Origin of the sequence: Roseovarius sp. MMSF_3359 (genome assembly GCF_030733385.1) — a bacterium.
Lineage (GTDB): Bacteria > Pseudomonadota > Alphaproteobacteria > Rhodobacterales > Rhodobacteraceae > Roseovarius.
Map to the genome: position 1 here is coordinate 23,796 of NZ_JASHJC010000009.1, position 18,759 is coordinate 42,554.

General features: G+C 60.8%; 19 protein-coding genes. 13 read left to right on the forward strand and 6 right to left on the reverse strand.

All coding sequences use genetic code 11. From position 1 onward, the window contains the following. From odhB to lpdA, 5 genes are all read left to right on the forward strand, one after another. The gene (gene odhB, locus RBB29_RS13785) at positions 1-1,512 is read left to right on the forward strand and encodes a 2-oxoglutarate dehydrogenase complex dihydrolipoyllysine-residue succinyltransferase (protein ID WP_306114726.1); all 1,512 of its coding nucleotides are present in this window, start codon (positions 1-3) and stop codon (positions 1,510-1,512) included. A gap of 32 nt (positions 1,513-1,544) precedes the next feature. Continuing rightward, complete coding sequence (locus RBB29_RS13790) at positions 1,545-2,120, forward strand: hypothetical protein (protein ID WP_306114725.1); 576 nt, start codon at positions 1,545-1,547, stop codon at positions 2,118-2,120. A 79-nt stretch (positions 2,121-2,199) separates the two neighbouring features. Beyond that, a complete protein-coding gene (locus RBB29_RS13795; protein WP_306114724.1) occupies positions 2,200-2,553 on the forward strand; it encodes a hypothetical protein in 354 nt (117 codons plus the stop codon). A gap of 4 nt (positions 2,554-2,557) precedes the next feature. Beyond that, entirely contained in the window at positions 2,558-2,947 is a 390-nt protein-coding gene (locus tag RBB29_RS13800; protein WP_306114723.1) for an MAPEG family protein, read from the forward strand. Between the two features lie 120 nt (positions 2,948-3,067). Further along, on the forward strand, positions 3,068-4,462 hold the full coding sequence (gene lpdA, locus RBB29_RS13805; protein WP_306114722.1) for a dihydrolipoyl dehydrogenase: 1,395 nt from the start codon (positions 3,068-3,070) through the stop codon (positions 4,460-4,462). 165 nt (positions 4,463-4,627) lie between these two features. Here lpdA and RBB29_RS13810 read toward each other — a convergent pair whose 3' ends face one another. The 5 genes from RBB29_RS13810 to RBB29_RS13830 all read right to left on the reverse strand — a co-directional run bounded on the left by RBB29_RS13810 (position 4,628) and on the right by RBB29_RS13830 (position 8,672). Next, complete coding sequence (locus RBB29_RS13810) at positions 4,628-5,665, reverse strand: sterol desaturase family protein (protein ID WP_306114721.1); 1,038 nt, start codon at positions 5,663-5,665, stop codon at positions 4,628-4,630. Positions 5,666-5,775: 110 nt separating this feature from the next. Then, a complete protein-coding gene (locus tag RBB29_RS13815) occupies positions 5,776-6,378 on the reverse strand; it encodes a pyridoxamine 5'-phosphate oxidase family protein (protein ID WP_306114720.1) in 603 nt (200 codons plus the stop codon). Then, positions 6,365-7,105: a 1-acyl-sn-glycerol-3-phosphate acyltransferase gene (locus RBB29_RS13820; RefSeq protein ID WP_306114719.1), complete on the reverse strand. Its 741-nt coding sequence runs from the start codon at positions 7,103-7,105 to the stop codon at positions 6,365-6,367. The genes RBB29_RS13815 and RBB29_RS13820 overlap by 14 nt, the downstream gene beginning before the upstream one ends. Then, positions 7,102-7,998, reverse strand: a complete 897-nt coding sequence (locus RBB29_RS13825; RefSeq protein WP_306114718.1) for an ABC transporter permease — start codon at positions 7,996-7,998, stop codon at positions 7,102-7,104. Before RBB29_RS13825 ends, RBB29_RS13820 begins: the two co-directional genes overlap by 4 nt. Next, a complete protein-coding gene (locus RBB29_RS13830; protein WP_306114717.1) occupies positions 7,995-8,672 on the reverse strand; it encodes a cell division ATP-binding protein FtsE in 678 nt (225 codons plus the stop codon). Before RBB29_RS13830 ends, RBB29_RS13825 begins: the two co-directional genes overlap by 4 nt. Positions 8,673-8,835: 163 nt before the next feature. Between RBB29_RS13830 and RBB29_RS13835 the strand changes: the two genes are divergently transcribed. Beyond that, entirely contained in the window at positions 8,836-9,822 is a 987-nt protein-coding gene (locus tag RBB29_RS13835; RefSeq protein WP_306114716.1) for a zinc-ribbon domain-containing protein, read from the forward strand. A gap of 13 nt (positions 9,823-9,835) precedes the next feature. On the opposite strand, the gene RBB29_RS13840 is transcribed toward RBB29_RS13835, so the two are convergent. After that, complete coding sequence (locus tag RBB29_RS13840; protein WP_306114715.1) at positions 9,836-10,708, reverse strand: MurR/RpiR family transcriptional regulator; 873 nt, start codon at positions 10,706-10,708, stop codon at positions 9,836-9,838. A gap of 145 nt (positions 10,709-10,853) precedes the next feature. On the opposite strand from RBB29_RS13840, the gene RBB29_RS13845 reads away from it, so the two are divergent. The 7 genes from RBB29_RS13845 to RBB29_RS13875 all read left to right on the forward strand — a co-directional run bounded on the left by RBB29_RS13845 (position 10,854) and on the right by RBB29_RS13875 (position 18,685). Beyond that, positions 10,854-11,639, forward strand: a complete 786-nt coding sequence (locus RBB29_RS13845) for an N-formylglutamate amidohydrolase (RefSeq protein WP_306114714.1) — start codon at positions 10,854-10,856, stop codon at positions 11,637-11,639. Next, the gene (locus tag RBB29_RS13850) at positions 11,632-12,228 is read left to right on the forward strand and encodes a TRAP transporter small permease subunit (protein WP_306114713.1); all 597 of its coding nucleotides are present in this window, start codon (positions 11,632-11,634) and stop codon (positions 12,226-12,228) included. Before RBB29_RS13845 ends, RBB29_RS13850 begins: the two co-directional genes overlap by 8 nt. Next, positions 12,228-13,553 (forward strand): TRAP transporter large permease subunit, encoded by a 1,326-nt coding sequence (locus RBB29_RS13855; protein WP_306114712.1) that lies wholly within the window; start codon positions 12,228-12,230, stop codon positions 13,551-13,553. Before RBB29_RS13850 ends, RBB29_RS13855 begins: the two co-directional genes overlap by 1 nt. Positions 13,554-13,615: 62 nt before the next feature. Next, entirely contained in the window at positions 13,616-14,653 is a 1,038-nt protein-coding gene (locus RBB29_RS13860; protein WP_306114711.1) for a TRAP transporter substrate-binding protein, read from the forward strand. 81 nt (positions 14,654-14,734) lie between these two features. Further along, positions 14,735-16,090, forward strand: a complete 1,356-nt coding sequence (locus RBB29_RS13865; protein ID WP_306114710.1) for a glutamine synthetase family protein — start codon at positions 14,735-14,737, stop codon at positions 16,088-16,090. 70 nt (positions 16,091-16,160) lie between these two features. Further along, positions 16,161-17,543 carry an aldehyde dehydrogenase family protein gene (locus tag RBB29_RS13870; RefSeq protein WP_306114709.1) on the forward strand — a complete coding sequence of 461 codons (1,383 nt, stop codon included), beginning with the start codon at positions 16,161-16,163 and terminating at the stop codon, positions 17,541-17,543. Continuing rightward, on the forward strand, positions 17,540-18,685 hold the full coding sequence (locus RBB29_RS13875) for an iron-containing alcohol dehydrogenase (RefSeq protein WP_306114708.1): 1,146 nt from the start codon (positions 17,540-17,542) through the stop codon (positions 18,683-18,685). Before RBB29_RS13870 ends, RBB29_RS13875 begins: the two co-directional genes overlap by 4 nt. Positions 18,686-18,759 lie beyond the last annotated feature (74 nt).

Here is an 18,759-nt window from a genome sequence, read left to right on the forward strand (position 1 = left end):
ATGACAACCGAAGTGCGCGTCCCAACGCTGGGAGAATCCGTGACCGAAGCCACTGTTGCCACCTGGTTCAAGAAGCCCGGTGATGCGGTTGCCGTCGATGAAATGCTGTGCGAACTGGAGACTGACAAGGTGACCGTCGAGGTGCCCGCGCCTGCTGCCGGTGTCATGGGCGAGATCGTGGCGGCCGAGGGCGATACGGTCGGTGTCGATGCGCTTTTGGCGACAATCACCGAGGGCGAAGGCGCGGCCCCGGCGCCGAAGGCTGAAGCGAAATCTGAAGCGGCCCCCGCAAGCGGTGGTGGTGGCGAAAACGTCGACGTGATGGTGCCGACGCTGGGCGAGTCGGTGACAGAAGCGACGGTGTCGACCTGGTTCAAACAGGAAGGTGATGCGGTCGCGCAGGATGAGATGCTCTGCGAGTTGGAGACCGACAAGGTGTCGGTCGAGGTGCCCGCGCCGACCTCCGGCACTTTGGGCGAAATCCTGGCCAAGGAAGGCGATACGGTTCAGGCCAATGGCAAGCTGGCTGTGATTGCCGGCGGTAGCGGTGGTGCTGCGGCCCCTGCGGCGGAGGCGCCAGCGGCAGCACCGGCATCGTCTGGCGGTGGCAAGGATGTCGAAGATGCGCCCTCGGCGAAGAAGGCGATGGCCGAAGCCGGGCTCAGTTCGGATCAGGTGGATGGATCCGGCCGGGATGGCCGGGTGATGAAAGAGGATGTGCCCAAGGCGGCCGCAGCGGCGAGCGCGGCGCCGGCCCCAGCGGCTGCGCCGACTGCGCCCGCCCCGCGTGCCCCTGTTTCCGCCGATGACGCCGCGCGAGAGGAGCGGGTGAAGATGACGCGCCTGCGTCAGACCATCGCGCGCCGTTTGAAAGACAGTCAGAACACCGCGGCCATGCTGACCACTTATAACGAGGTCGACATGACCGAGGTGATGGCGCTTCGGAACGAATACAAGGAAGAGTTCGTCAAGAAGCATGGGGTGAAATTGGGCTTCATGTCCTTCTTCACCAAGGCCTGTTGTCACGCGTTGAAAGAGGTACCCGAGGTCAATGCGGAGATCGACGGCACCGATATCGTCTACAAGAACTTTGTGCATATGGGCATCGCTGCGGGCACACCGACGGGGCTTGTGGTGCCGGTCATTCGCGATGCCGACCAAATGGGTTTTGCCGCGATCGAGAAGGCGATTGCCGAGAAGGGCGCGCGGGCGCGGGACGGCAAGCTCTCGATGGCCGAGATGCAGGGCGGCACCTTCACGATCTCGAATGGCGGTGTCTATGGCTCGCTGATGTCTTCGCCGATCCTGAACCCGCCGCAATCGGGTATTCTCGGGATGCACAAGATCCAGCAGCGCCCGATGGTGGTGAATGGTGAGATCGTGGCGCGCCCGATGATGTACCTGGCGCTTTCCTATGACCACCGGATCGTTGACGGCAAAGGTGCTGTGACCTTCCTCGTGCGGGTCAAAGACGCGCTCGAAGATCCGCGTCGGTTGCTGATGGATCTGTAGGTCCTATGCGGGAAAATCTGGATAGATAGGCCATGCCAAGATCAGCCGGATTACTAGCGTCGATACTGCTGCTTTGCGCGTCTGGGGCGGCGCATATCCAGCCGGCAATTGCAGAGATCGAAGAGCCAAGATGTGCTAGCGTCAATGACGATGGCGCCTACAAGCTGTGTATCGCCAATGGCGGAAGTGGCGCTAATTCTGACATTCGTATTAATGCGACGCGGGACAACGTAGCGGTCTTCGATATCCCAGATGGCGTCGCTTATGTAATTTACACACCCGGCGATCCGAACGGTTTTGATGAATATAGAAAGCAGTTGCGAAGCTTGAATGGTCAAAGCGATACTTGGAGAGATCTGCCCGTTCTTCATGAATATGAGACAGAAAGCTTTTCTTTTTACTCACTTTCTTCGAACCAATCAGGGCCCTATCAGCATTGTATGACGTTCTTGGAACTCGGTGTTTACGACGTTCTAGTCTTGTCGATATTCGATTATCATCCGGACAACCGCCCGCCGTTAGACGCCGACGTAAAGTTCAAGAACGAGTTGGATATACATAAGCAATTGGTTGATGCCTTGCGTCACCCAGATGCTAACGAAAAATGATGCCAATTGTCGCTGCCGCACAGCTGCGCAGAGTGGTGAAGTCTCTTCTCAGAGCTTTCTAAACAGGAGAAGAAATCTAATGACCCTTGCCCTGCAATCTCTCCGTCTCATGCTCATCGCCTCTGTTCTCGCGGCGCTCTTGATGGGTGTGCTTTGGCTGGGGCTGGGCAACGGGGCGGCGAAGCCCGCGCTGGTGACGCAGGGGATCAATGTGGTGGCCTGTCTGGTCTTCACCGTCCTGCTCCCCAAAGAAAAAACCTGGATCAGCGTGTTTTTTGCGCTCTACTGCGGCCTTCTTTTGATCGGGTCCAAGATGGGGGGCTTCACGCTCACGACCTTCCCGGTCTACGTCATGGCGATTTTGTCGATTGGCGGGTTGGCGGGGATCATCCGGTGGTTCTCGGGGCGAGCTGGGGATGGGGGCACGGGCTAGTAACATGACACCGGAACTCACCGCCCTCACCCTCGCTGCGCTGCTGCAAGTGGCGCAACTCTGCCTTTATTCGGTTGTTGGCCGTGCACAGGCCGGGACCAAGGCGGCGCTCAAACCGCGGGACGAACCGATCGCCCTGACTGGCACGGCAGGGCGGGTGTACCGCGCGATGAACAACCATTTCGAGGGGCTGATCCTTTTCGCGATCGCCTGCGTGGTCATCACGGTGTCGGATCAATCGACCGGGTTCACGGCCGGTTGTGCCTTTGCCTACCTGACGGCGCGGGTGCTCTACATTCCCGCCTACGTCTTTGGCTGGGTGCCGTGGCGGTCGGTGATCTGGTCGGTGGGCTTCGTCGCGACGGCGCTGATGTTGCTGGCGGCGCTGCTGTGACGCGGGTTTCTTGCATACTGCGGGACAGTTCGCATTTTGCCGACACCCCTTCAAATCCTCTGCGGAATCCTCGTAGAGTTGTGACAAAGATAAAAACATCCGTTTGGACAGGAGACCCCCATGGCAAGCTATGACGTTATCGTAATCGGTTCGGGACCGGGCGGCTATGTTGCCGCGATCCGCTGTGCGCAGCTTGGCCTGAAGACCGCGTGTGTCGAGGGGCGCGAAACGCTTGGGGGGACCTGCCTCAATGTCGGCTGCATCCCGTCAAAAGCTCTGCTGCATGCGTCGCATTCACTGCATGAGGCGGAGCATAACTTTGCCAAGATGGGCCTCAAGGGCAAATCGCCTTCGGTCGATTGGAAACAGATGCTGGCCTATAAGGACGACGTGATCGGCCAGAACACCAAGGGGATCGAATTCCTGTTCAAGAAGAACAAGATCGACTGGCTGAAAGGCTGGGGGTCGATCCCGGACGCGGGCAAGGTCAAAGTGGGCGATGACGTCCACGACGCCAAGAACATCATCATCGCGAGCGGGTCCGAGGCGTCATCGGTGCCGGGTGCCAAGGTCGAGATTGATGAGAAGATCGTGGTGACCTCTACGGGCGCGCTGGAGCTTGGCAAGATCCCCAAGAAGATGGTGGTGATCGGTGCCGGTGTGATCGGGTTGGAGCTGGGCAGTGTCTATGCGCGGCTCGGCACCGAGGTGACCGTGGTCGAATTCCTTGATGCGATCACACCCGGGATGGATGGTGAGGTGCAGAAAGTGTTCCAGCGGACGCTGAAGAAACAGGGCCTCAAATTCGTCATGGGTGCCGCGGTACACACGGTTGAGACGATGAAGACCAAGGCCAAGGTGCATTACAAGCTGCGCAAGAAAGAGACCGAAGAAAGCCTTGATGCGGATGTCGTGTTGGTTTCGACCGGGCGGCGGCCTTATACCGACGGGCTGGGGCTTGAGGCGCTTGGCATCGAGATGACCAAGGGCGGACAGATCAAGACCGACAATCACTGGCAGACCAACGTGAAGGGCATCTATGCCATTGGCGATGCGATCGAGGGTCCCATGTTGGCGCACAAGGCCGAGGATGAGGGCATGGCCGCGGCCGAGATGATCGCGGGCAAACATGGGCACGTGAACTACAACGTTATCCCGGGGGTGATCTATACCCATCCCGAGGTGTCGAATGTCGGCGCGACCGAGGAGAGCCTGAAGGAAGAGGGACGGGCCTACAAGGTCGGCAAATTCTCCTTCATGGGCAATGGGCGGGCCAAGGCGGTCTTTGCCGGTGACGGGTTCGTTAAGATCCTCGCGGACGCCGAGACAGACCGTATCCTGGGCGCCCATATCATCGGGCCCGCGGCAGGTGATCTGATCCACGAGATTTGTGTCGCGATGGAATTCGGCGCCTCGGCAGAGGATCTGGCGCTTACCTGCCATGCGCACCCGACCTATTCCGAGGCGGTCCGCGAAGCCGCACTGGCCTGTGGCGACGGGGCGATCCACGCCTGATAACGCGGGGGCTGGCGGAGGTTCGATGCGGGGGCGTAAATCGTCCCGGTATTAACCTGAGACCTCAGTTACATGCGCGGCGCGCAGGACACCGGTAGGTTGCCCTGCGTCCCGTCAAACACTGCGGCTGAGATTTTGGCGGAACGCTTGGGTCCGCGCGTTCTCTTATTCGGCGGGCGTCTTGGGGGCGGTTGGGTGTTTCTTCGCGGGCCGCAGGCGGCGGAATGCCTTCTTGAACGGCACGACGTAGAGCTTCACGCAACTGTCCATCTCGTTGCTTTTCATGCCCGCGACACCGAATTTCACGTCCCGGTTATCCTCGGGCATCTCGTAAGTGCCAAAGATCACGTCCCAGACGGGGAAGATAAACGCGAAATTCTTGTCGAAATGCGTGGGGTGACAACTGTGGTGCACGTGGTGATGCGCGGGCGACGGGAACACCTTGGACCACACCCCCGGCCAACGCAGCCAGATATGTGAATGCCGCAAGTTGTAACCCATGATGTTGAAGAGGAACATCAACACCGGCACGCCGAAGACGGCGGGCATACTGGGCATGTAGCCCAGGATGTTGGAGGCCAGGCCGATGAAGATGCCATAGCCCAGGCCAATCGCGATCTTGTAGAACAGGTTATCCACCGGATGTTCGCGGAAATTGGACATCGGGTGCATCACCTCGGCGCTGTGATGGACCTTGTGGAACTCCCACAGGATCGGGATTTTGTGTTGCAGATAGTGGATCGTGTAGCCGATCAGATCCCCGATCAGGAAGAACCCGACCATGTAGGCCAACGCGATGGCATAATCGGAAGGGTGCGATTGCGCATCGCCCAAACGCGCGACATCGGCAAGATTGGCCCCGCCGGTGACCAGCGCATAGCCCCAGGCAGTGCAGCCCGCCAACACGCCAAACAGCAGGAAATGCCCGATCAGGTGGTGGAAGAAGAAATACCGGACATCAAGCCAGGCCGAGGGGTGCGACCACACATGCCGCGGCAGGAGAAACGACAGAAAGTTCTTGCTCTCACGATCGGCCTCGGGGCCGGTGACATGGTGCCGGTTGAGCTTGTAGATGACAAAGGCAAACGCGGCGGCCGTACCAAGGTAAAGCAGGAAAAGCCGTTCGCCGGGATCCCACAGAAAGCCGAAGAACTGCAAGACATAGTCGGTGTAAAGCCCCAGAAGGTCCCATAGATAGCCCATAATCGCCTGTCTCTTTTTCTTGCTCTGCCAGCTCCAATCTATCTGATTTCAGCTTATTTCTGTGAATTTTCTGTGAAATTCTGATGGCAATAGGCGGCGCTGTGCGCCGGCTACCACATGGTTTTCTCGGCCCGTGCGCCCCACGCGGTATCGTAGTCCGTGCCTCCTTCCTCGCCCTGGGTCATCTCGGCCAGAATTTCACCCACCGTCGGCAGCCCGTCACTGTCGTCGCGGGTCCAAAGCCCTGCGCGCATCGGTGCCCGGGCGCATTGTGTATAGATCTCGCCAATGCGGATCACGATCACCGTCGCGGGCAGGCGGCCCTTGTGGTCGAACCTTTGGCGCAACGCCGGGTCCTCGGTCAGTCGCGCGGTGCCATTCACACGCACCACCGTATTGGAGCCGGGGACCATGAACATCAGTGAAATGCGCCCATCCTCGACGATATTCCTGAGCGTATCCAACCGGTTATTGCCGCGCCAATCGGGCATGGCCAATGTGTTTTCGTCCAGTTCGGTCACCACGGGGCCATCATCGCCACGGGGGCTGCCATCGGTGCCGCCTGGCCCGATCGTGCTCAGGATGCAGAACCGAGAGGTCATGATCCATTTGCGGTATAGCGGCGTCAGGCGTGTGGCCACCTTGCGCAGAGCGGGCGCGCCCACATAGCCGTAAAGCGCCTCAAGCCTGTCGGTATCGTCAATCCAGTCCATCGCGATCAAACCCCGCTTCGCGCATCAGCCGGTCGGATGCGGTTTCGATGTCATGTTCAAGTTTTTCCATGAACTCGGCCTTGCTTAGCCCCGCCTTGATCCTTGGTAGGAATTCGACAACCGCAGTGCCGGGTTTGCGGTAGATGCCACGTTTGGGCCAGAAAACTCCGACATTGGCGGCAACCGGGACACAATCCTGCCCGAGCTGTTCGTAAAGCACCCCGGTTCCCACCTTGTAGGGCGCCTTGACCCCGGGCGCGATGCGGGTGCCTTGCGGATAGATGATAAGCTGCCCCGGATGCTGCCGCCCCTTGGCGACATCGGCGACCATCTTCTTGATCGCCTTGCCGCGCTGTCCGCGATTTACCGGTACGCAGCCGATGCGCAGCCCGTATTGCCCGATCACCGGCGCGTACATCAGGATGCTTTTCATGATGAACTTGCCCGAGGGGATCGCGCCAAAGATCAGGATGATGTCGAGGAACGACTGGTGTTTGGCGGCCACCAGTACCTCGTCCGTGGGAGGTGTGCCGCGCACTTCGGTCTTGAGGCCGATCATCCAGCGCGCCGACCAGCGCATCCATTTGCACCAGGTATGGCACCCGGCGAGGGCGCCACGGCGGCTGAAGAGTGCCCAGGGAAAGAACAGGATGCCAAGGATGCCCATCATCACATAGGCGCAGATCGTGAAGATCAGGGAGCGGATCCACTGTATGGCATAGGTCATGACATGTCCTTCAACGTACGCCTCGCGGCTGCGCGGGTGGCGATGAATGCCACGATAGCGGCCAGCGGCGGGATGACCATGGGCCAGAGCCAGTGCAGGCCCTGGAAGCCGAGACCGGTTAGGAAACTGCCGCCTTCATCCACCGAAGGTAACAGCAGGATCGCAGCCCCGCCAAGCGACACACCGATCATCGCCCCGACCAGTGCCCGCAGGGTAAACCGGCGCACGAAAGCGCGCGCAATATAGGTATCAAGCGCGCCCACAAGGCGCAGGACGGTGATGACCCTGGTGTTGGCTGCGAGTGCCGCATTGGCGGCAAGGGTGATGATGGCCGCGGTCGTGGCTCCGATCAGCACAAGGCTCACCAACCCCAGAAGGCGCAGCCGGTCCGCCGCGCGGATCAATGGCCGCCGCCAGCGGGTGTGATCGTCAAGCACCGCACCGGGAACTTCGGCCGCAAGGCGCAGGCGCAACCCGTCGGCATCAAACCCCTCGGTATCCTCAATGACTTCGATCAGTTGCGGGATGGGCAGGGTTTCGACCGGCAGGTCCGGCCCGAACCACGGCTCCAGCAGGGCGCGCTGTTCCTCCTGGTCCAGAGCGCGGGCGCTGGCCACACCCTTGGTCGTGCCGAGGACCTTAAGCGCCGCCTCGGTCTGGGCCGCCATCTGGTCGGTGGGTGCGGAAATCCTGAGGGTGGAGCTGCGCGCCAACTCGCTGCCCCAACGGTCCGCCAGCCGTGCGGTCGCCAGCGAGAGGGCCAGCGCGAAGACGGCCAGGAACCCCATGGCGGCGGCACTGAACAGGGTCAAAGTGGCGGTAAAGCCGGAGGGCGGCACCACCTTGTCGGCCTGTGCGTCACCGGCCAGCAGGTCGAGTATCCGGTTGCTCATAGGTCCGCCCCCGCCAGTTGCAGGCGACGGTTCGAGATGCGCAAAACCCGTGCCTGAACCTGTGATTTCGCGGCGCGTACCAGGGCCAGATCATGGGTCGCGATCATGATCGTCTTGCCCATCCTGTTGAGCTCCAGCAGTAGCTTGAGCAGGCGTTGCGACATCTCCCAATCCACGTTGCCCGTGGGCTCATCCGCCAGGATCACGTCGGGCGACATAATGACCGCCCGGGCCAGCGCCGCGCGTTGCCGTTCCCCGCCCGAAAGCTCAGGCGGCAGCGCATCGGCGCGTTCCGTGAGGCCGACCCAACTGGTTAGCTCCCTGAGGTTAGCGGCCTCGGTCTGCGTGTCGCGGCCCGCCACCATCAGCGGCAAGGCGATGTTTTCAGAGACCGGCAAATGATCCAGGAACTGGCAATCCTGGTGCACGACACCCACCCGCCGGCGGGTCATCGCCACATCGTCGCGCTCCAGCGTGCGCACATCGCGGTCGAAGAGGCGCACATGCCCCGCGGTCGGCAGCAAGGCGCCGTAGCAGAGTTTCAGCAACGTCGTTTTGCCCGCGCCGGACGGGCCGGTCAGGAAATGGAACGATCCCGCCTGCAGTTTGAGCGAAATATCACTCAGCAATTCGCCGCCGCCATAGCTGTAGGCCACGTTTTCCAGCTCGATCACGGTTGTCCCCTTGCCCTCTTCTACGTCCTAAATGCCCCAGAGGACACACTTGTGCAATCATTACGAGGGGCGATTTTGTTTGTCCTTTTCCGGCGTGATTTTCCGGCATAAGGTGGCGCCACGGAGTTGTGCCGGACAACGGCAGCAGGCAACAGGGGGCAACATGAGGCTGACTTGTCCGAATTGCGGGGCTCAGTACGAAGTCCCGGATGAGGTAATCCCTGAAACGGGCCGCGATGTGCAATGTTCGAATTGCGGCGATACCTGGTTCCAAACGCACCCCAGTCAGCAAACCGAGGAAGACACCGAGGCCGCCGAGGCGCCACATCCCGGATGGGACAGCCCCGAAGAAGAGACGGCGGATGATGTTGCGCCCGAGGCTGACGGATCGGATGACGTGGCGGATGAGCCTTCTGAGCCCGAGGATGAACCGGTGCCGGAGGCTGACGAGCCCGCGGAGCCGGAAGTTGCTGAAGAGGGCGCGCCCGACGAACCCGAGACGCCGCCCGAAGAGCCAGAAGAGCTGGCGGAGCCGACGGAAGACGAGGGTGACGAAGGTGACGATCACCCCGCAGAAGAGAGTCCCGAGATGCCATCGCGGCGCGGGCTGGACCCGTCGATTGCCGACATTTTGCGCGAAGAAGCCTCCCGCGAGGAAGAAGCGCGTGCCGCCGAGAGTGGCGGCCTGGAGACGCAGCCCGACCTTGGGCTGGACGGCTCGTCCGACGACGAAGATCAGAGGTCGCAGCAGGCCAAGTCCCGGATGGCGCGGATGCGCGGCCTGCCCGAAGACAGCGCGGAGGAGGTGGAGACGCCTGAGCCCGATCCCGGCCTGATTTCACGCCGCAACCTGTTGCCGGATATTGACGAAATCAACTCATCTCTCGACTCCGAAAGCGTCCGCGCCGAGGCGGAACAGGCCGGTGACGGGACAGCCGGTGCCGCTCCTGCGGGCAAGGGCGGCTTTGGCGCGGGGTTCCGGCGCGTTGTGTTGCTGGTCCTGGTGCTGGTGGTACTTTACATCCTGGCGCCCACGCTGTCGGAAAACGTCCCGGCACTGGCCGGTGTGTTGAATTCCTATGTCGACACGGTGAATGCCGGCCGGATCTGGTTGAACGATTGGCTGGGGACAATGGTGGCGTCCGAATAGGCGGACCCGCGGCTCAGTTGAACTTTCGAAAGAGGCGTGTCACGTCGAAAAGCTCGTCCAGCCGTTCGTAACGGTCGCGGGTTTCGGGCCATTTCTCTTCCTGCGTGGCGGCGATCAGCGCCTCAAGCAACATCATTGTTGAGATATTCGAATCCCAGGCCGAAGGAATTTCGACCCAGCAGTTGAACGTAAACGTCGCCTGCGCCGCGACCGGTGACGCCCATTGATCGGTGATGAGGATGACCCGCACACCGCGATCCGCCGCCAGTTTGGCCAGGTTCTGCAGGTTGGTTTCATAGCGCCGCACGTCGAACATCAAAAGCGTGTCACCCTCGATCATGTCGAGCACATAGTGCGGCCAGGTTGCCGAGGAGGCGGTCATATGTGTGACCCGCTGCCGGATCGCCTGAAAATGGGTGAAGGCGTAATCCGCAAGTGCACGGGTGATCCGCCCACCGGCGACATAGAGGCGGCCGTCGGTATCGGCCAGTTGCTTGACCGCTGCGTCGAACTTGTCGGTGTCCACGTTGGAAAAGGTCTGCTCGAGGTTTTGCGTCACCGCCTGCGAAAACCGGTTGAGCATATGCGATTCCGGCGCGTCACTGGCCCAGTTCTCACGCCGTTGCGTCGGACCTGAAACCTTGGCCTGAAGTTCCTTGAGCAGGGACTTGTGGAAATGCGGATAGCCTTTGAACCCGAGTTTCTGCACCATGCGGGCGACGGTCGGGGTCGAGACCCCCGCATTCTCCGCCACGATGGTGATCGAGGCGAGCCCCGCCGCCGGGTAATTCTCAAGCAGTGAATTGGCGAACTTGCGCTCGGACTGGGTCAGCGTTGCGTAATGTTCGCGCAGAAGTTCGCGTACGGTGGCGGTTGGGTTCGTCAAAATCGTTCCTTGTCTCGGGGTGCCGTCAGAGGCCTGGATATCTGTCTTTTGTAAATATTTCTCCAAGGGTCGAAAAGTGCCTGAAAATATATTGACACAATACGGGTGTTGAGAAAAGATATTTCCAAGGAATGGGGAGATGCGAATGTCTGGCGGCCAGGCCTCCGACAAATCACAAGCAGTCGAGGTGCTCAATCCGCATGGTGCGGGGGCGGCGCTGATCCTGTGTGAACATGCCTCGAACCATATCCCTGCGCGGTATGGCGGTCTTGGCCTGACCGATGACGTGCGCGAAAGTCATGCCGCCTGGGATCCGGGTGCGCGCGCCGTCGGGGCGTTGATGTCATCGACACTGGATGCGCCGATGGTGGCGTCGTGCGTGTCACGCCTGGTCTATGATTGTAACCGGCCGCCAAGCTCGCCGTCGGCCATGCCAGAGCGGTCGGAGAAATATGACATCCCCGGCAATCGCAACCTGCCACGCGCCGCGATCCAGGAACGTGTCGCGAATGTCTATCGCCCGTTCTGCAACGCGGTCACGCAGATCGTCAACGAACGCAAGGCGGCGGGCCTGCCCACCTTCCTGGTGACGATCCACAGTTTCACGCCGGTCTATTTCGACAGGCCGCGCGCTGTCGAGATCGGCATCCTGCATGACGACGATAGCCGCCTTGCCGATGCGATGCTGGACAACGCCCCCCTGTTGCCGAACCGCCGGATCGAGCGGAATGAGCCCTACGGCCCCGCGGACGGGGTCACGCATTCCCTGCGCATTCACGGTCAGGCCAACGGGTTGGCCAATGTCATGCTCGAGGTGCGCAATGACCTTCTGCAAAGCCAGCGGGACGAACAGATCATCGCGGATGAACTGCTCCGGCTGCTCTGGCCTGCCTTGAAGACCGTATCGCCCGAAGGAGCCATCCGTGCCTAGGCTGGTCTTTGGCTATATCCGCCGCGTCGATGCGATGAACCGGTTTATCGGCCGGATCGTCATGTATGGCGTCTTTGCCATGATCGGCGTGCTGTTATGGTCCTCTGTGTCCAAGACTTTCTTTGTGCCGACGCTCTGGACGCTTGAAATGGCGCAGTTCTGCATGGTGGCCTACTACATGCTGGGCGGGCCTTATTCGATCCAGTTGGGATCAAACGTGCGGATGGACCTCTTCTACGGCTCATGGACCGACCGGCGCCGGGCCTGGGTCGATGCGATGACGGTGTTTTTCCTGATCTTCTACCTCATCATTCTGCTCTGGGGCGGGATCAGCTCAACCGCCTATTCGCTTGGCGATTTCTCCGGCGAGCCTTTTGGCTTCTTCGGCTCGCTCATCGGGGCGTTCTTCACCGGCGGACCCGATGCGGTTGCCGCAGAGATCGGCCATCTTGAGCGCAGCCCTTCCGCCTGGCGCCCCTATATGTGGCCGATCAAGTTCATCATGATCATCGGTATCTTCCTGATGCTGCTGCAAGCGGTCTCGGAACTCTGCAAGGACGTGTTGCGCATCAAGGGGCATGACATCTGATGTCCTATGAAATGATCGCACTTCTGATGTTCTCGACCATGATGGTGATGCTCTTCACCGGTCAGCGCGTGTTTGGTGCCATCGGCTTCGTTGCCGTCGTCGCGGCGCTGCTGCTCTGGGGGGATCGGGGCGGGTATGATCTGGGCTTTGCCGCCGCGATCAAGCTGATGAAATGGTATCCGCTTCTGACCCTGCCGATGTTCATCTTCATGGGCTACATCCTCAGCGAAAGCCGGATTGCCGACGATCTCTACAAGATGTTCCATGTCTGGATGGGCGGCCTTTCTGGTGGTCTGGCGATTGGTACGATCGGGCTGATGGTGCTGATTTCGGCCATGAACGGGCTGAGTGTGGCGGGCATGGCCATCGGCGCCACGATCGCACTGCCGGAACTGCTGAAGCGGGGATATGACAAACGTATGGTCACCGGGGTGATCCAGGCCGGGTCTTCCCTCGGTATCCTCGTGCCACCCTCCGTCGTGCTGGTCCTTTACGCGATGATCGCGCGTCAACCGGTGGGGCAGCTTTGGCTGGCCGGTGTGCTGCCGGGGCTGATGATGGCCGCGATGTTCGTGATCTACATCGCCATCCGCTGCAAGATCACGCCGTCACTCGGCCCGGTCCTGCCGAAGGAAGAGCGTGATGTCGGCTGGCCCGAGAAACTGCGCCTTCTGGGCGCAGGCCTCCTGCCGCTGGTGATCTTCTTTTCGATGATGGTGCCTTTCGTGAAGGGCTGGACCTCGCTGGTCGAAAGCTCTGCCATCGGCGCGATGGCCGCCTTCATCGCTGCCGTCCTCAAGCGCCGCATGACCTGGACCGTGTTCGAGACCAGCGTGCGCAACACCCTTGGCATCTCCTGCATGTTCATGTGGATCATCCTCGCGGCGCTCGCCTTTGGCGCGGTCTTTGACGGCCTCGGTGCCGTGAAGGCGATCGAGAGCCTCTTTACCGAGAAAATGGGCCTGTCGCCGATCATGATCCTGATCCTGATGCAGCTCAGCTTTATCGTCATGGGAACATTCCTCGACGACACGGCGATGCTGGTGATCGTGGCGCCGCTCTACGTGCCGCTGGTGGGTGCGCTTGGCTTCGACCTGGTCTGGTATGGCGTCCTCTACACGATCACCTGCCAGATCGCCTACATGACCCCGCCCTTCGGCTATAACCTCTTCCTCATGCGCGCGATGGCCCCGCCCGAGATCACGATCTACGACATCTACCGGTCGATCATTCCCTTCGTCCTGGTGATGGCGGTGGCGCTGGCCCTGGTGATGATGTTCCCGCAAGTGGCGCTGTGGCTGCCGGAATATGTCTATGGAAAATAGGAATTATTGAGAACTCCGATAACGGAGCGACAATTGTCGAGCAAAACAACAGGAGAGAAGTGATGACGACGAGAAGAAAGTTTCTAACCACCGCCGGTATCGGCGCCGCGGCCACATTGGCCACCCCCGCGGTCGTAAAGGCCCAGGCCCCGATCAAGTGGCGGTTCCAGACCTATGCCGGGTCGGCCCTGGGTGAGCATGTGACCAAGCCGATGGTCGACTACGTCAACAACGCCGCCAATGGCGAGATGGAGATCGAGCTTTTCTACGCCGATCAGATCGTCCCCACCGGCGAGCTTTTCCAGGCGCTGCAACGCGGTACCATTGACGCGGTACATTCGGACGACGACTCGATGGCCTCGCCCACGCCGCTCAGGCAGTTCGGCGGCTACTTCCCCTTCGCGACCAAGCACATCCTCGATGTGCCGGTGCTGTTCAATCAGTACGGCCTCGCGGATATCTGGCGCTCGGAATACGAAAAAGTTGGTGTGCAGTGGATTTCGGCCGCGGGTCAGGACCCGTGCAACTTCAACACCAAGAAGGAAATCAAATCGGTTGCCGATCTCGACGGGCTCAAGCTCTATTCCTTCCCGACCGCGGGCCGCTTCCTGTCGAAATTCGGCGTCGTACCGGTGAACATTCCGTATGAAGATGCCGAAGTGGCGGTGCAAACGGGTGAGCTTGACGGCATGGCCTGGTCGGGCATCACCGAGGATTACACCGTGGGCTGGGCGGACGTCACCGACTACTTCCTGACCAACAACATCTCGGGCGCCTGGATCGGGTCGTGGTTCGTCAATCAGCAACGCTGGGCGGACCTGCCGGATCACCTCAAGCAGCTTGTCATGGCCGCGACCGAGGCCGGGCATACCTATCGCAACCAGTGGTACTGGGGTGGCGAAGCCGCGCTGCGTGCCAATGGCGACAAGCTGGAACTGCGCACGGTGCCTGCGGAGGAATGGGCCGAAGTGGAAAACGCTGCCAAGGACTTCTGGAAAGAGATCGCCGAAGAGGGTGAGATCCAGCAGAAGATCATCAATATCTTCAGCGAGTACAACTCGGTCATCAACCAGGCTGGCCCGCCCTACACGAACGGCTGAGCCCCCTTTTGATCCTTTTCGGTCCCGGGTTTTCCCCGGGGCCGGACCCCATTTGACCCTTCATGACATGGATCCGCGAAAATGAGCCTGAGTTTTGATGATCTGAAAGCCCAAACCGCCTCGGGCGAGGTGGACACGGTTCTTGCTTGCCTGGTCGATATGCAGGGCCGGTTGATGGGCAAACGCTTTCACGCGGCGCATTTCGTGGATGGGGCCTATGAGGAAACCCATTGCTGCAACTACCTGCTGGCCACGGACCTGGAGATGGCGACGCCCGATGGCTATGCCTCGACAAGCTGGCAATCGGGTTACGGTGACTACGTGATGAAGCCGGATTTGAGCACTTTACGGCCGGTACCCTGGCTTGAGGGAACGGTGATGGTGCTGTGTGATGTGCTCGACCACCACACCCATGAGGACGTGCCGCATTCGCCCCGCGCGGTGCTCAAGAAGCAACTCAAGCGGCTCGAGGCGATGGGTTTCGACGCCATGATGGCGACCGAGTTGGAGTTTTTCCTCTTCGAGAAGAGTTTTGACCAGATCCGCAAGGAAAAGTTCCGCGATCTGGAGCCGATTTCGGGCTATAACGAAGATTACGCGATACTGCAGACCACCAAGGAAGAGCATGTGATGCGGCCCATCCGCAATCACCTCTACGCCGCGGGGATCCCGGTCGAAAATTCCAAGGGTGAGGCCGAGACCGGGCAGGAAGAGCTGAACATCAAATATGCCGCCGCCATGGACACGGCGGATTACCACACGATTGCCAAGAACGCGGTCAAGGAAATCGCCTGGCAGCAGGGCCATGCGGCGACATTCCTGCCGAAATGGCATCATGACAAGGTGGGCAGCTCAAGCCATGTGCATCAGTCGCTGTGGCAGGATGGCAAACCGGCCTTTTATGACGCCGATGACAAGCTCGGCATGTCGGCGCTGATGAAGAACTACATGGCGGGGCTTTTGAAATATGCGCCCGATTTCACCTATTTCCTGGCGCCCTATATCAACAGCTACAAGCGGTTCCAGAAGGGGTCTTTTGCGCCGACGCGCACGATCTGGTCGGTGGACAACCGCACCGCGGGCTTCCGCCTCTGTGGGGATGGAACCAAGGCGGTGCGCGTGGAATGCCGGGTCGGCGGGTCGGACCTCAACCCTTACCTGGCCATGGCGGCGCAGATTGCCGCCGGTATTGCCGGGATCGAGGAGGAATTAACGCTTGATCCGCCGTTTTCCGGCGACGCTTACGAGGGCGACACCGGTATGATCCCGCAAACCCTGCGTGATGCGATGGCGACGCTCAAGGGTTCCGCCATGTTGCGCGCGGCGATGGGCGATGACGTGGTGGACCACTATGTGCGCGCCGCCGAGGTGGAGATCGAGGATTTTGACCGCGTGGTGACCGACTATGAGATTGCCCGCGGGTTCGAGCGCGCCTGACGCGGGTGGATGTGAGTATTTTTGGCAAGATGAAAAGGGGTGTCTCCCTTTTCCGGAAGATGAGGATGACATGGGCCAGAGCCTGAAATGTATCTCGCCGATTGACGGATCGGTTTTTGCGGAACGCGAGGTGCTGTCGCGCGACGCGGCGATGGCGGTGGCTGAACGCGCGCGGTCGGCGCAGGCGGCCTGGGCGGCGCGACCGTTGCAGGAGCGTATTGATCTGGTGATGGCCGGTGTGGCCGCCGTGGGCGCGATGAATGACGAGATCGTGCCGGAACTGGCGCATATGATGGGCCGTCCGATCCGCTATGGCGGCGAATTCGGCGGCTTCAATGAACGTGCAACCCATATGGGTCAGATCGCCGCCGAGGCGCTGGCCGATATCCAGGTGGGCGAGGACGAGAGTTTTAGACGATACATCAAACGCGTTCCCCAAGGCGTTGTCTTCGTCGTCGCCCCCTGGAATTACCCTTACATGACCGCGATCAACACGGTCGCGCCCGCGCTGATTGCCGGGAATACGGTGGTGTTGAAACATGCCACGCAGACGCTTCTGGTGGGCGAGCGCATGGCGCAGGCGTTTCAATCCGCCGGTGTCCCCGAAGACGTGTTCCAGAACGTGTTTCTGGACCATGACACGACCTCCGCCCTCATCGCCGACCGCGCGTTTGACTTTGTCAATTTCACCGGCTCGGTGGGCGGCGGCAAGGCGATGGAAAGCGCGGCGGCGGGGACGTTTACCGGCGTCGGAACCGAGCTTGGCGGCAAGGACCCGGGCTATGTCATGGAGGACGCGGACCTTGACGCAGCGGTCGATACGCTGATCGACGGGGCGATGTTCAACTCCGGCCAGTGCTGCTGCGGGATCGAGCGGATTTACGTGCATGAAAGCCTGTTTGAAGCCTTCGTCGAAAAGGCTGTGGCGATTGTGAATGGCTACAAGCTGGGCAACCCGCTGGACCCGGAGACGTCCATCGGTCCGATGGCCAATGTGCGTTTTGCCCAAGAGGTCCGGGCGCAGATTGACGAGGCGCTGGCCGATGGTGCAACGGCCCATATCGAGACCTTCGCCGAAGATGATGGCGCGGCTTACCTCACACCGCAGATCCTGACCAACGTCACCCATGACATGCGGGTGATGCGCGATGAGAGTTTCGGCCCCGTTGTGGGCATCATGCCGGTCAAGAATGACGAGGAGGCCATCGCCCTGATGAATGACAGCCAGTTTGGTCTGACCGCCAGCCTCTGGACCCGTGACCTGGACCGGGCCGCGCGGGTGGGGGACCGGATCGAGACTGGCACCGTCTTCATGAACCGCGCCGACTACCTTGATCCCGGCCTATGCTGGACCGGGTGCAAGGATACCGGCCGGGGCGGGGGCCTTTCGGTCATTGGCTATCACAACCTGACACGTCCTAAATCCTACCATCTGAAAAAGGTGACATCATGAGCCTCACTGGAAACTGGTCCTACCCGACCGCGATGAAATTCGGCGCTGGCCGGATCAAGGAACTGCCTGAGGCCTGCGCCGCGGCAGGGATCAAGAAACCCCTGCTGGTGACCGACAAGGGGTTGGCGGGTCTGCCCGTCACCCAAGGCGCGCTTGATATCATGGAGGCCGCTGGTTTGGGCCGTGGCATGTTCAGCGATGTGGACCCGAACCCGAATGAGAAAAACCTCGACGCCGGGGTGGCGGCCTACAAGGCCGGCGGGCATGACGGGGTGATTGCCTTTGGCGGCGGATCTGGGCTTGATCTGGGCAAGATGGTCGCCTTCATGGCAGGGCAGACGCGGCCCGTTTGGGATTTCGAAGACGTCGGCGATTGGTGGACGCGCGCGGATGCCGATGCAATCGCGCCCATCGTTGCGGTACCCACCACGGCGGGAACCGGATCGGAAGTGGGCCGCGCGTCGGTCATCACGAATTCCGAGACCCATGTGAAGAAGATCATCTTTCACCCCAAGGTCTTGCCCGCCGTCGTCATTTGCGATCCGGAACTGACCGTGGGGATGCCGAAATTCATCACCGCAGGCACCGGGCTTGATGCCTTTGCCCATTGTGTCGAGGCGTTTTCGAGCCCGCATTACCACCCGATGAGCCAGGGCATTGCGCTGGAAGGGATGCGGCTGGTGATCGACAACCTGCCGCGCGCCTATGCGGACGGCACGGATATCGAGGCGCGGGCGAACATGATGTCCGCCGCCGCCATGGGGGCCACCGCGTTTCAGAAGGGTCTTGGGGCGATCCACGCGCTGAGTCACCCGATTGGCGCTGTCTACAACACCCACCATGGCACCACGAACGCGGTCTGCATGCCTGCGGTGCTGGACCTCAATGCCGATGCGATCCGCGACCGGTTCGACCTCGCCGCATCCTATCTGGGCGTGTCTGGTGGTTTCGCGGGGTTCCAGGCTTTCGTGCAGGAGTTCAACGACAGCCTTGGCATCCCGCGCAAACTGCGTGACATGGGCGTGGGCGATGACCGGATTGATGAACTGGCCGCGATGGCGCTTGAAGACCCAAGCTGCGGCGGCAACCCGGTGGAGTTGACCCTGGACAACTTCGCGGGGCTTTTCCGCGCGGTGATCTAAGGCCCGTCAAACATCTTGCGCGGGGCCAGACGGCGCCGCGCACAAATCGCTTGCAACGTCACCACCCCGCTTTA